The organism is Streptomyces sp. NPDC001450 (assembly GCF_053597295.1).
Genome location: NZ_JBSFHY010000024.1, coordinates 45786 through 59486, shown reverse-complemented (window position 1 = coordinate 59486; position 13701 = coordinate 45786). Strand labels below are relative to the sequence as shown.

Genomic DNA, 13701 nt, shown 5'->3' with positions numbered 1-13701 from the left:
CGGCCCACATGGCGAGTACCCAGGCTCCACAGGCGCACGTCGGGTGCCGCCGTGAGAACGCCGTGCGTCACAAGGCGGTTCCGGTCGTCACTGACGGCGGCCACTTGGGTTGAAGCGGTGGTGCCGCAGCGCCCGCCCGCAGACGACCGCGAGGGTGAGAAACAGTCCGACCACCGCGGAGGGCACGGTGGCAACCGTCCGCCAGTCCGCGCCGTGCTCGCGCTCTGCGACCGTCCCGAGGGCCGCCGCGGCCACGGCGGCAGCCAGCCCGATACCGATGAGCACGGCGACGACGCTCCGGGCACGTGCGGTGTCGTGTGGTCGCCGATCGTGGCCGAGCGCCGCCCAGTCGCGTGCGGCCTCGCGCATCTCGCGACGGCGCTGTACGGCCGTGCGTGCTCGAAGGCCCACCGTGACGGCGGTACCGGTCACCGCCGCGGCGGAAGGGGTCCACCACGCGTCGGAGACGAGCAGCAGCACCGCGACGATCGCTGCCGTGGCCCAGCCGCTGAGGCAGGCCGCCGCGGCTCTGCGCCGGGCCGGCGGCCGGTCGGCTCCCGCGCGCAGGTCGGCGAGGGCCGGCAGGTACCAGACGCTTCCGGCCGCGGTCACCATGGCGGCCCCCAGGGCGAGGACTGCTTGGGCCATGGTCTACCTCGCCGCCTCTTCGAGCGCGGCGATCTCCGGGTGATGGAGGTCGAAGGCGGGGGACTCGCTGCGGATGCGCGGAAGGGAGGCGAAGTTGTGGCGCGGGGGCGGGCAGGAGGTCGCCCACTCCAGCGAACGGCCGTAGCCCCACGGGTCGTCCACCTCGACCGGCTTGCCGTACTTCGCGGTCTTCCAGACGTTGTAGAAGAACGGGAGGATCGACAGGCCGAGCAGGAACGAACCGATCGTCGAGACGGTGTTGAGAGCCGTGAAGCCGTCGGCGGCCAGATAGTCGGCGTACCGGCGGGGCATGCCCTCGGCGCCCAGCCAGTGCTGGACCAGGAACGTGGTGTGGAAGCCGACCGTGAGCGTCCAGAAGGTGATCTTGCCGAGGCGTTCGTCGAGCATCTTGCCGGTGAACTTGGGCCACCAGAAGTGGAATCCGGCGAACATCGCGTACACGACGGTACCGAAGACCGTGTAGTGGAAGTGCGCGACGACGAAGTACGAGTCGGAGAGATGGAAGTCCATCGGCGGGGAGGCCAGGATCACCCCGGTCAGGCCGCCGAAGAGGAACGTGATCAGGAAGCCGGTGGTCCACAGCATCGGAGTCTCGAAGGACAGCGAACCCTTCCACATCGTGCCGATCCAGTTGAAGAACTTCACGCCGGTCGGGACGGCGATCAGGAACGTCATGAAGGAGAAGAACGGCAGCAGCACACCGCCGGTGACGTACATGTGGTGCGCCCACACCGTCACGGACAGACCGGCGATCGCGATGGTGGCGGCTATGAGGCCCATGTAGCCGAACATCGGCTTGCGGGCGAAGACCGGGATGACCTCGGAGACGATGCCGAAGAACGGCAACGCCAGGATGTACACCTCCGGATGGCCGAAGAACCAGAACAGGTGCTGCCACAACAGCGCCCCGCCGTTGGCCGCGTCGAAGACGTGGGCGCCGAACTTGCGGTCCATCTCCAGCGCGAACAGCGCGGCCGCCAGGACCGGGAACACGATCAGGACCAGCAGGGCGGTCAGCAGCACGTTCCAGGTGAAGATCGGCATCCGGAACATGGTCATGCCCGGCGCGCGCATGCAGATGATCGTGGTGATGAAGTTGACCGCGCCGAGGATCGATCCGAAGCCGGACAGCGCCACACCCATGATCCACAGGTCGGCGCCGAGCCCCGGTGAGTGGACGGCGTCCGAGAGCGGGGCGTAGAGGAACCAGCCGAAGTCGGCGGCACCTCCAGGCGTCAGGAAGCCGAAGGCCGCGATCGACGAGCCGAACAGGAAGAGCCAGTAGGCCAGCATGTTCAGCCGTGGGAACGCCACGTCCGGGGCGCCGATCTGCAACGGCATGATCCAGTTGGCGAAGCCGGTGAACAGCGGCATCGCGAACATCAGCAGCATGATCGAGCCGTGCATGGTGAACGCCTGGTTGAACTGCTCGCTCGACATGATCTGCAGTCCGGGCCTGGCCAGCTCCGCGCGCATCAGCAGCGCCATCACGCCGCCCACGATGAAGAAAGCGAACGCGGTGACCAGGTACATCGTCCCGATCTTCTTGTGGTCGGTGGTCGTCAGCCACTCCGCCCACGACGGCCGTACAGCCTGTCCGGTCGTCCCTGCGGCCACGGTGACCGCGGCACTCGGCCGCGCGGTCCCCACCTTGTGTATCTGTGCCTGGTCCACCGCTCGGTGTCCTCCCCTTCTGCCGTGTCGACGACGAGCCGGGAAGTGCCGTGATGCGGGTAAGGACCTGGCCCCTTCCCGGCTGCCGCCTCATGATCGTCCGAGGGGTACCCTGGCGGGATAGGGCCGAACAGCCCCGGGCCGGCCGCCGGATGGGGTCCAACGGCCCCTCTTCCCGTCGCGCGGCGGGAGCCGACGTGGATCAGGATGCCCCGGGGCGGACGAGCACGTCGTCGCCGGAGCGACCGGCGAAGTAGTCCTCGATGTTGGCCACGGTGGTCTCCGCGATCTGGCCGACGGCGTCCCTGGTGAAGTACGCCTCATGCGAGGTGACCAGGACGTTGCTGAAGGTCATCAGCCGCGCGAGGCGTTCGTCGGTCATCACCTCCAGAGACTTGTCCAGGAAGAACACGCCGGCCTCCTCCTCGTACACGTCGAGACCGACACCGCTCAGCCGCCCCGCGCGCAGCGTCTCCAGCAGCGCGTCGGTGTCCACCAGGCCGCCACGGCTGGAGTTGACCAGGATCGCGTCGTCCTTCATCAGCGCCAGGGCCTCGGCGTCGACGAGGTGATGGGTCTGCGGCAGCAGCGGCACGTGCAGGCTGACCAGGTCCGCCTCGGCGAACAGGCGGTCGCGCGGGACGTACTCCATGCCGAGGGCGAGGCATTCGGGACTCTCGGCGACGTCCCAGCCCAGCAGCCGCATCCCGAACCCGTGGGCGATCCGGGCGAACGCCGCGCCGATCTTCCCGGTGCCCACCACGCCGGCCGTCCGGCCGCGCAGGTCGCGCCCCATCAGCCCGTCGAGCCGGAAATCGAACTCCCGGGTGCGGTGCGCGGCGCGGACGATCCGGCGGTTGACCGCCAGTGCCAGGGTCCAGGCGAACTCGGCGACCGAGTACGGCGAGTAGTACGAGACCCGGGCGACCGTGAGCCCGAGTTCTTCGGCGGCGGCCAGGTCGATGTTGTTGTAGCCGGTGGACCGCTGGGCGATCAGCCGGGTGCCGCCCTTGGCCAGTGAGCGCAGAACGTCGGCGTCCAGGGTGTCGTTGACGCTGCTGAGCACGACCTCGTGGCCCGCGGCGGTCGGGACGGTGTCCCCGTCCAGGAACAGCCCCAGACACCGCAGCTCGTGCAAGCCCGCGAACGCCTTGTCGAAAGCTTCCCTCAGCAGCGGCTCCTCATCCGCGAGGACGCCGTACGCGACGATCTCCACCTGCTCTCCTCCCGTCGGTCGGTGATCACCTCCACCGTAGGCCGGGATCGCGGGAGGGAAGAGGGCCGATCGGCTCCGGGGGCGGGCCCCGTCGTCCCGGGCACCGGGCCGCCGCGCGGACTGCCGGGAGGCCTCCTCTCCCACCGGAGGCTGGGGCGAGCCCAGGGACGCGCGACACCCGAGAGCCGGCCCCGAGGAGGCGAGCCGCGCTCCGGTACCGGGGGACGCCGACCGCCGGGCCGGACGCGACCGTCACCGGCTGTCGCTGGTCTCGGTGTCCGTGAGGGCTGCTCGTCCCGCCTCCAGCCGGGCTGCCGGGATACGGAAGGACGAGCAGGAGACGTAGTCGAGGCCGGCCCGGTGGAAGAAGTGGATGGACTCCGGGTCGCCGCCATGCTCGCCGCACACCCCGGTCTCCAGGCCGGGGTTGACGGCGCGGCCCGCCCCGACGGCCAGCTCCACCAGCCTGCCGACACCCTCCTGGTCGATCGTCTCGAAGGGGGACACGCTGAAGATGCTCTTCTCCAGGTACAGCGGGAAGAAGGAGGCCTCGGCGTCGTCGCGGGACAGGCCCCAGGTGGTCTGGGTGAGGTCGTTGGTGCCGAAGGAGAAGAAGTCGGCGGCTTCCGCGATGTGACCGGCGGTGAGGGCCGCGCGGGGCAGTTCGATCATTGTGCCGATCGGGAGGTGCAGCGGCATCCCTGTCTCGGCCGTGACTTCGGCGAGCACGCGCTCCGCCTCCGTCCGGGCCAGCCGCAGTTCCTCGACCGCTCCGACGAGCGGGATCATGATCTCGGCGTGCGGTCGGCCGCCCTCGCGCAGCCGGTGGACGACGGCCTCGGCGATCGCGCGGACCTGCATGGCCAGGAGACCGGGGACGGCCAGCCCGAGCCGGACGCCGCGCAGGCCCAGCATCGGGTTCTGCTCGTGCAGGCGCTCGACGGCATCGAGCAGTTCGCGATCGTGGACGTCCGGATCGGTGGTGCTCGCCAGGCGGACGGCCAGTTCCGTGCGGTCGGGCAGGAACTCGTGCAGCGGCGGGTCGATGAGCCGGATGGTCACCGGCAACCCGTCCATGGCCTTGAAGATGCCGCTGAAGTCCTCGCGCTGGAGCGGCAGCAGCGCCGCGAGAGCCTCCTCGCGAGCCATGTCGTCGCGGGCCAGGATCATCGCCTCGACCAGCGTCCTGCGCTCGCCGAGGAACATGTGCTCGGTGCGGCACAGGCCGATGCCCTGGGCGCCGAGGGCGCGGGCGCGTGCGGCGTCCTCGGGAGTGTCGGCGTTGGCCCGTACGTCCAGGCGGCGGACGGAGTCCGCGTGGGCGAGGGCTGCCAGGACCGCCTGGGTCAGCGGGCCGGTGCTCTCGCCGGTCTCCAGCGCGCGCCCGACGTCGGACGAGGTAAGCGGCAGGGCGCCGAGGTGCACGGTGCCCGCGGTGCCGTCGACGGAGACGGTGTCGCCCTCGTGTACGACGACTCCTGTGTCCGTGGTGAGCCGACGGGCGACCGGGTCGACGGTGAGCGACTCGGCGCCGCACACGCACACCTTGCCCATGCCGCGTGCGACGACGGCGGCGTGGCTGGTCTTGCCGCCCCGGCTGGTGAGGACGGCCAGAGCCGCGATCATTCCGGGCAGGTCGTCGGGGGTCGTTTCGCGTCGCACGAGGATGGTGTCCTGACCGGCAGCGGCTCGGCGCTGGGCCTCGGCGGAATCGAAGACGACGACGCCGACCGCCGCGCCCGGTGAGGCGGGCACACCGTGGGCGAGGGGGACGTCGGCGGGGGTGGTGTCGAAGCGGGGGAACATCAGCCGGGTCAACGCGGCGCCGTCCACACGGGCCAGCGCCTCGTCCGCGCCGATCGTCTTCTCCTCGCGCAGATCGTGGGCGATACGGAAGGCCGCCTCGGCGGTGCGCTTGCCGATCCGTGTCTGGAGGATCCACAGCCGGCCGCGCTCGACGGTGAACTCGACGTCGCACAGGTCCCGGTAGTGCTTCTCAAGCGTGCGCAGGTGGTCGCCGAGTTCGACGTACGAGCGGGGATCGAGGGTCTTCAGCTCGCTCAGGGGTACGGCGTCACGGACGCCGGAGACGACGTCCTCGCCCTGCGCGTCGGACAGGTAGTCGCCGTACATGCCGCGGGCGCCGGTGGCCGGATCTCGGGTGAAGGCGACGCCGGTGCCGGAGTCGGGGCCGAGGTTGCCGAACACCATCGCCTGGACGTTGACGGCGGTGCCGAGGTCGTCGGGGATGTGCTCACGTCGGCGGTAGACGCGAGCGCGTTCACCGTTCCAGGAGTCGAACACCGCACGGATGGCACGCTGGAGCTGCTCGACCGGTTCCTGGGGGAAGTCCTCCCCCGTCTCACGGCGGATGATCGCCTTGAACTCCTTGGTGAGGAGGGCGAGTTCCTCGGCGTCGAGGTCGTGGTCGTCGCGCGTCCCGCGCTGTGCCTTGTGCGTGGCGATGGCCTGTTCGAACAGGTCGCCGTCCACGCCCATCACCGTGCGGCCGAACATCTGCACAAGCCGCCGGTAGGAGTCCCAGGCGAACCGCTGCTGTCCGGAGGCCTTGGCGAGGCCGGCGACCGACTCGTCGTTGAGGCCGATGTCGAGGATGGTCTCCATCATGCCGGGCATCGAGAAGCGGGCGCCGGAGCGTACCGACACCAGGAGCGGATCGCCGGGCGCGCCGAGCGTGCGGCCCATGGCCCGCTCCAGGCCAGCCAGGGCGCGGGCCTCATCGATGCCGAGTTCGGGCGGCTCCTGGCCGGTCGCGAGGTAGACCTTGCAGGCTTCGGTGGTGACGGTGAAGCCCGGCGGCACCGGCAGCCCCAGCCGTGTCATCTCGGCCAGGCCGGCTCCCTTGCCGCCGAGCAGCTCGGCCATCTCCCGGCTGCCCTCGGCAAAGGCGTACACGTACTTCGTCGGTGTGCTCATCGCGCTCTGCGGCCTCTCACTCGTGGGGCACGACGGCAAGCGGGCAGCCGACGTGGTGGACTGCGGCATGGGTGACGGGGCCGATGCGCGCAAGCGTCGGCCGTTCGGACAGGCGGCGGCCGACGACGAGGAGGCTCGCCGCGGAGGCGGCCCGGACCAGCGCGGTGGAGGCCTTGCCCTCCACAACGGTCTCCAGGACCTCGGTCTCGGGGTACTTGTCGCGCCACACCTTCAGCACGGCGGACAAGAACCCCTGCCACTCCTCGGCTTGCGTGGGATCGTTGACCAGACCGATGTCGCCGGGGCCGAGGCTGATCGCGGAAGGCGGTTGCCAGGCGTACACGACACGCAGGCGGGCCTGCCGGAGCCGGGCTTCCTCGAACGCGAACTCGATCACCTCGTCGCAGGCGTCGGCGAGGTCGATGCCGAGAACCACATCGAGGTATCCGGTGTGGATGGACGGGCTGCCGTCGTCCGCCGGGAAGTGCTCGTCCTCGGCTTCCTCCCCCGTCCGTACGAGGACAACGGGACGGGTGGCCTTCGCGACCACCCCTTGGGCGACGGAGCCGACGAGGAGTCCGGTGAAGCCCGACAGGCCGCGCGAGCCCAGGACCAGCAGGTGGGCCTGTTCGGCGGCCTTCAGCAGGGCTGCGGTCGCCGGGCCTTCGACCTGCTCGTCGGTGAGGACCACGCCGGGTACGGCCCCGCGGATGTGCTCCTCCGCCTGGCGCAGGACGCGGCGCGCCAGATGCCGCTGCGCAGCGTTCACGGGCTCGCCTTCCACGTGACGTGGATGCCAGTTCCAGGCGTGTACCAGTCGCAGCGGTCGGTCACGACGAACCGCCTCGCGGGCGGCCCACTGGGCGGCGGCGAGGCTCTCGGCCGATCCGTCCACTCCGGCGATGACGGGCGACAGCATGGTGCGCACCTCCTGCGCTCGGTCTGCTTGTTACTGCCAGCGTCTTCCCGGGGTGACCCGGCCGGGTATGGGCCGCAAGGGCTCCCCCAGGTCCGTTCGGCCCCTGCGCCGGTCCTGGGGTGGTCGGCACGGTAGGAGGCGTGAGAGCGGGGCAACCGTGTGCCGCGGGGAGGCGGACCGTCGTGAGTCGAGTCATCATTGCCTGCGCCGACGGGCCAGGCCGTAGTCGCGTGGCCGTGGAGTGGGCGACCCACGAGGCGTCACTGCGCGGGCTGCCGCTCGAGGTGCGGTTCGGCTCACCGCCGAACGACCTGAGTACCGCTGCGATGCTCGTGCTCGGCCTGCCCGCGACGGAGGACGACACCACCGGCCCGGCAACGAGCCCGCCCGCGCTCGCCCTTACGGCCGGCTCCGCCTGCCCGGTGGTACTCGTACCGGACGCCCTCGTCCACGTGGCGGCCCTGGCAGGCCGCCCCTCACAGGTCACCCTCGGGATGGACGCCCGTCACCCGGCGGAGCAGGCCGTCGACTTCGCCTTCGGCTCCGCCCAGGTCCGGGGTTCACGGCTGCACGCCGTACACGCTTGGGAGCTTCCCTCCTGTGCCGCCGAGTTGCCCTTCGGCGTTCCCGAGGAGGACCGCGCCACTTGGGAGGACCACGAAGTGCAACTGCTGGCCGACGCGCTGCGGCCGTGGCGGGTGAAGTATCCACGGGTTCCGGTGCTCGAGGACGTCGTACTGCTCAACCCCGTCAATGCCTTGATCCACCATGCCGAGGGCGCCGCGCTCCTGGTCGTGGGACGCGGCCGCGGCGGGGACCCGGGTTTCGTGCAAGCCCTGTTGCGCGAAGCCCGGTGTCCGGTCGCCGTCGTGCCGTGAGACACGGGCGGGCCGAGGCGAGGAAGTAATGACCTAAGCAGCCGTCAGTTCCTCTGCCATCCGCTCCGTCCAGGCCTCGATCGCGGGGAAGCAGCGGAAGTCGCCGCCCTTGCCGCTGCGGAGGATCATCCGTGCGACTCTGCCCCTCGCGCCCTCCTGCAGGCAGCCGCCGAAGGTGATGTGCTCCCTGACGCCGAGTTGCTCCATGGCGCGCCTCACACCGGACACGGGCGGGATGTCCCGGTCCGAGGCCGAGGCGTCCAGCGGCCCGCTGCTGAAGAACCACAGGGGGCGTTCGGCCAGGGCCCGGCGGTGGCGGCGGATGAAGCGGCGTGCGTCCTTGTGCCAGCGCCCGGCGTACAGTGCGCCCCCGACGACCACGGCATCGTACGTCTCGATGCTCGCCACCGACGGTGCAGGCCGTGCCTCGGCCGTCAGCCCCTCCTTGCGCAGGACCTGGGCGACGGCCTCGGCTATCTGCGCGGTCGATCCGTTCCTCGTCCCGTACGCGACCAGGACCTTGCCGGTCATGGCTGTCCGCCTCCCCTCACAGCCTGCGCAGCCAGTCGTCCGCCACGCCGTGCAGGGCCGGCTGGTCGGGCCGGACGTGGCTGTCGTCCAGGCGGTGGTCGAGGTTGTCGACCACCGCGACCACGCCGTCGATCTGCCTGGTCATGGAGACGGCGATCTCCGTCTCACTCTTGCGCTCCATCTGGCCGGTGAGCGTGACCACACCCTCCACCACGGAGACGTCGACGCTCCGCGGCGGCAGCCACAGCGCGCGGACGAGGACTTCCTCGACCACCTCGTCGCGGATCTCCGGGTCCGGCCGAAGGAAGACCTGGAGCAGGTCCCGGCGGGTGACGATGCCGACGAGCCGATCCTCCTCGTCCACGACCGGCAGCCGCTCCACGCGCCGCTGGGCCATGGTCCGCGCGGCCTCGACGATGGTGTCCTCGGCGCGCACGGTGACGGGCGGTTCGGTCATCAGCCGGCCGGCGGTGCGGGCCGCCGCCTTGACGGCCCTTTGCCTGCCGCCGCGCGTCAACGCCACGATCCGCGAGCGACGCTTCGGCGCGTACGGGTCAGGCGTCTCGGCCTGGCGGGCCATCAAGTCGGTCTCGGAGACGACGCCGATGACCTTCTCGTCCTCGTCGACCACCGGCAGGCCGCTGATCCTGTGGCGAGCGAGCAGTCGTGCCACCTCCTTGAAGGGGGTGCCGTACGAGGCGCGGACTACGTCCGTGGTCATCACGGAGCCGACCTTGTTGTGCTTCATCTCTGGTTCCTCCTCAGCGGAGTCGGCGCAGATAGGGGTCCTGGGGCCTGCGCGGCACCAGCCGCACCCGTGCGTCGAGCACGGAGACATCGGCCGTGGTCGCGAGCACGGGGTTGAAGTCGACCTCGGCGAGCTGCGGCAGGTCGGCGGCCATGCGGGACAGGCGCAGGAGCAGCTGCTCCAGGCCTTCGAGATCGGCCGGCCCGCTGCCGCGGGCTCCGAACAGCAGCGGGGCGCAGCGCGGCGCGGTGATCAGGTCGTGGACGTCGTGGTCGGTGAGCGGGGCGAGACGGGCGGTGTGGTCGGCGAGGATTTCGGTGGCGGTGCCGCCGAGCCCGAACAGCACGAGCGGGCCGAAGACCTCGTCCTGGACGACGCCGGCGAACAGTTCGGTGCCGCGCGCCGCGAGCGGCTGCACGACCACACCGGTGAGCAGCCCCGCGAACCGGGTCTCGAAGTCCCTGAAGGCGGCCCGGACCTGGGCATCGCCTTGAAGGTCGAGATGCACGGCACGCTGCTCGCTCTTGTGCACCAGTCCCGGCCAGTGGGCCTTCATCACCACCCGGCCGTCCGGGCCGCGCAGCCGCCGGGCCGCGAGGACGGCCTCGTCCTCGGTCTCCGCCCACGACCACGGGATCTGCGGGATGCCGTAGCAGGCCAGGAGGTCGGCACACATGCGCGGGTCGAGCCAGCCGCCGTCCGGATGCGCGGCCAGGAAGGTCTCGGTGATCTCCTGGGCGCGGGTCGTGTCGATGCCGTCCAGGTCCGGAACGGTGCCCACGGGCCGGGCGAGCCAGGCCGCGCGGCGGGCGGCGTGGGCCAGAGCCCGTGCCGCCGCCTGGGGTTCGGCATACGAGGGGATCGTGCCGCCGTCGGCGGCGGGCAGCAGCTTGACCGGCAGGTCCTGTTCGAGACGGACGGCGGCCACTGGCTTGCCCCGGTGCGCGGGGGCGTCGGTGAGCGCCCGGACGAGGTCGTCGCCGGTCGCCGCGGCGACCGCCGTGGGCACGAGGGCCACCAGAACCGCGTCGACGCCGGGATGGCGCGTCAGCCGGTCCAGGCAGTCCGCGAGCTGGTCCTCGGTGACGGCGGCGGTGGCGTCGACGGGGTTGCCGACCGCGGCGCCCTGCGGGAGCACGGCGAGCAGGTCGTCGATCGCGTCCGCAGGGAGCGGCGGCAGGGCGAGTCCCGCCTCTGTGCAGGCGTCGGCGGCGAGGACTCCGGCACCGCCCGCGTTGGTGACGACCGCGACGCGGGTGCCCGCGGGGAGCGGCTGGGAGTGCATCAGGGCAGCGGTTTCCAGGAGTTCGCCGACCGAGCGGGTGGCGGTGATGCCCGCCTGGGTGAACAGTGCCTGCCGGGTCATGGTGCGGGTGGCGGCGGCCGCGGTGTGGGAGGCGGCGGCACGGCGGCCCGCCTCGGTGCGGCCCGCGTCCACGGTGAGCACCGGCATCCGGCGCGTGACACGGCGGGCCGTGCGGGAGAACGCCCGCGGGCTGCCGAAGGACTCCAGGTGCAGCAGGGCGAGTTCGGTGCGGCCGTCGCTCTCCCACCACTGGAGCATGTCGTTGCCACTGACGTCGTACTTGTCACCGAGCGACGCGAAGGACGAGACGCCGATGCCCAGCCGGGACAACCCGTCGAGGAGAGCGATACCCACCCCGCCGGACTGCACGGCGACGCCCGCGGTGCCGGGACGCGGGTGGTCGGCGGCGAACGTGGCGTCCAGGCGCAGGTCCGGATCGGTGTTGGAGATGCCGAGACAGTTGGGTCCGACCAGGCGTATGCCGTAGGTGCGGCAGGTGGCCAGCAGCGCCTGCGCCTGGTCGGTGTCGAGGCCGGCTGTGACGACGAGCAGCGCCCGGACGCCGGCCTTGCCGCACTCCTCGGCGGTGGCCGGGACCGCCGCGGCGGGGACGGCCACGACTGCCAGGTCGGGGGTCTTGGGCAGCACGCTGACGGACGGGTACGACGGCACGCCGAGGATGTGCGGAACGCTCGGGTTCACGGCGAACAGGCGGCGGGTGCAGCCGCCCGCCTTCAGGTGGTGCAGGATCGCCCGGCCCACGGAACCGGGTTTGCGTCCGGCACCGACGACGGCGACCACGTTCGGGCGCAGCAACGGCGCCAGGCTTGCGACATCGGCGGCACGGCCCCGGGCCTCCACAGCCGACAGGTAGGTGTCGTCCTCGTCCAGCCGTATGGTGCAGCGCACCTCGGGCCCTTCGAACCGGCGGGCCGTGCGCAGGCCGAGGTCGGCGAAGAGCCGGAGGATCTCGCGGTTCTCGCTGAGCGCGTCGGCGGTGAAGGTGGTGATGCCATCGGCGCGGGCGGCGGAGACCAGGTGCTCGACGAGCAGGGTGCCCACTCCGCGGTGGTGCAGGCCGTCGCAGACGGCGATGGAGATCTCGGCCTCGTCCTTCTCCCCCGCCGTGTCGTACTCGGCGAGCCCGATCACCTGACCGTGCGTCTCGGCCAGCAGGGCCCGGTAGCCGGGGTGCGCCGGAGCGCATGCCCGGTCGGCGGCGAGGGCGGCGGACCGAGGGCTCGCCGAGAAGAACCGGAGACGGAGATTCTCCGGGGACATCTCCTCATAGAGCCCCTGCAGCTGGTCGTGGTCGGCCGGCGTCACGGGCCGGATGCACACGGTGGTGCCGTCCGCGAGCAGGGCGTGAACCGGGGGTCGGTTGAGCACGGCGTCCGACATCAGGGATCTCCTCCAAGCCTCTCGATGGTTCGAGCATCCAGCGGATCGAAGGGCGTCCCCATGGGCTGTCCGGGGCCGGGCTCGGGGCCGGTCGGCCCTAACCTGCTGCGTTCACGGCGAGTTCGGCCGGCGAGACAGTGGCAGCCGGGCGCCGAGGGAGGCACGCGGACAGCGGTGCCGCTCCTTCGCCTCCCGTGGGCGACGTACGAGCGCCCCTGTGCCCGTACCACTCGGGACACAGGGGCGCTGTCGCCCTCGGCCGCGTTCTCAATCGTCGGCGACCAACGCGATGAGGTCGAGAAGCCGGTTCGTGTAGCCCCATTCGTTGTCGTACCAGCCGAAGACCTTGGCGAGGGTGCCGCCTGCCTGGGTGAGCGCGGCGTCGAGGACGCAGGAGGCCGGGTCGCCGATGACGTCGCGGGAGACGATGGGCGCCGTCGAGACGCGCAGGATGCCGTTCAGCGGGCCCTCGGCCGCCGCGGCGAAGGCGGCGTTGATCTCCTCGGCCGTGGCCTCGCGGTTCAGCACCACCGTGAGGTCGGTGAGCGAGCCGTCCTCCACGGGCACCCGGACGGCGATCCCGTCCAGCGCCCCGGCCAGCTCCGGCAGTACGAGGCCGACAGCGCGGGCAGCACCGGTGCTGGTCGGAATGATGCTCAGGGCCGCCGAGCGGGCGCGGCGCAGGTCCTTGTGCGGGCCGTCCAGCAGGGATTGGTCGTTGGTGTAGCCGTGGACGGTGGTCAGCAGGCCGCGGTCGATGCCGAAGTTCTCGTCGAGCACCTTGACCATCGGCGCGAGGCAGTTGGTGGTGCAGGAGGCGGCCGAGATGATCCGGTCACGGTGCCGGTCGTAGGTGTCGTCGTTGACGCCCATCACGATGGTGGCGTCCACGCCCTTGCCGGGCGCCGAGATCAGCACTGTGTGGGCGCCCGCCTTCAGGTGAAGGGCCGCGGAGTCGCGGTCGCGGAAGCGGCCGGTGGACTCGACGACGATGCCGGCTCCGTGGTCGGACCAGTGCAAGGCGGCCGGATCGCGCTCGGCGGTGACGGCGATACGCCGGCCGTCGACGGTGATCGAGCTGTCGTCGTGCGTGACCTCGCGCCCGATGTGCCCGAACGTCGAGTCGTACTCCAGGAGATGGGCGAGGGTGGCGGGCGGGGCGATGTCGTTGATCGCGACGACGTGGACGTCCTGGGTGCCCGCCTCCGCGCGGTCGAGGGCCGCGCGGAGAAGAGTGCGGCCGATGCGGCCGAAGCCGTTGATGCCGACACGTACGGTCATGACGTGAGCTCCTTTGCGGTCAGGGGCGCCGGGCCTGGTGCGGACGCGGGTACCGGCCGTCCCGTGGTCCTTGGCGGTGGCGCACCGTTCGTCGTTGGAAAGTACGGTGGTGTCCTGGCGCTCGAGCCTGGGCGTGAGTGA

Annotated in this window: 10 protein-coding genes; 1 reads left to right on the top strand and 9 read right to left on the bottom strand. The window is 71.3% G+C overall.

Features of this window, described 5'->3' with window-relative positions; translation table 11 throughout:
• Positions 1–87 precede the first annotated feature (87 nt).
• From ACWC5O_RS25510 to ACWC5O_RS25490, 5 genes are all read right to left on the bottom strand, one after another.
• Entirely contained in the window at positions 88–648 is a 561-nt protein-coding gene (locus tag ACWC5O_RS25510; RefSeq protein WP_450583574.1) for a hypothetical protein, read from the bottom strand.
• Positions 649–651: 3 nt separating this feature from the next.
• A complete protein-coding gene (gene ctaD, locus ACWC5O_RS25505; RefSeq protein WP_450583572.1) occupies positions 652–2343 on the bottom strand; it encodes an aa3-type cytochrome oxidase subunit I in 1692 nt (563 codons plus the stop codon).
• A 202-nt stretch (positions 2344–2545) separates the two neighbouring features.
• The gene (locus ACWC5O_RS25500) at positions 2546–3559 is read right to left on the bottom strand and encodes a 2-hydroxyacid dehydrogenase (RefSeq protein WP_450583570.1); all 1014 of its coding nucleotides are present in this window, start codon (positions 3557–3559) and stop codon (positions 2546–2548) included.
• 252 nt (positions 3560–3811) lie between these two features.
• A complete protein-coding gene (ppdK, locus tag ACWC5O_RS25495; RefSeq protein WP_450583568.1) occupies positions 3812–6496 on the bottom strand; it encodes a pyruvate, phosphate dikinase in 2685 nt (894 codons plus the stop codon).
• Between the two features lie 16 nt (positions 6497–6512).
• Positions 6513–7415, bottom strand: a complete 903-nt coding sequence (locus ACWC5O_RS25490) for a universal stress protein (protein WP_450583566.1) — start codon at positions 7413–7415, stop codon at positions 6513–6515.
• 182 nt (positions 7416–7597) lie between these two features.
• Here ACWC5O_RS25490 and ACWC5O_RS25485 point away from each other — a divergent pair, with 182 nt between their 5' ends.
• On the top strand, positions 7598–8293 hold the full coding sequence (locus ACWC5O_RS25485; RefSeq protein WP_450583564.1) for a universal stress protein: 696 nt from the start codon (positions 7598–7600) through the stop codon (positions 8291–8293).
• A gap of 33 nt (positions 8294–8326) precedes the next feature.
• On the opposite strand, the gene ACWC5O_RS25480 is transcribed toward ACWC5O_RS25485, so the two are convergent.
• From ACWC5O_RS25480 to gap, 4 genes are all read right to left on the bottom strand, one after another.
• A complete protein-coding gene (locus ACWC5O_RS25480; RefSeq protein ID WP_450583563.1) occupies positions 8327–8824 on the bottom strand; it encodes a flavodoxin domain-containing protein in 498 nt (165 codons plus the stop codon).
• A 16-nt stretch (positions 8825–8840) separates the two neighbouring features.
• Entirely contained in the window at positions 8841–9572 is a 732-nt protein-coding gene (locus ACWC5O_RS25475) for a CBS domain-containing protein (protein WP_450583561.1), read from the bottom strand.
• Positions 9573–9585: 13 nt separating this feature from the next.
• Positions 9586–12279, bottom strand: a complete 2694-nt coding sequence (locus ACWC5O_RS25470; RefSeq protein ID WP_450583559.1) for a bifunctional acetate--CoA ligase family protein/GNAT family N-acetyltransferase — start codon at positions 12277–12279, stop codon at positions 9586–9588.
• A 267-nt stretch (positions 12280–12546) separates the two neighbouring features.
• Positions 12547–13560 carry a type I glyceraldehyde-3-phosphate dehydrogenase gene (gene gap / locus ACWC5O_RS25465; RefSeq protein ID WP_450583558.1) on the bottom strand — a complete coding sequence of 338 codons (1014 nt, stop codon included), beginning with the start codon at positions 13558–13560 and terminating at the stop codon, positions 12547–12549.
• Between the last annotated feature and the right edge of the window lie 141 nt (positions 13561–13701).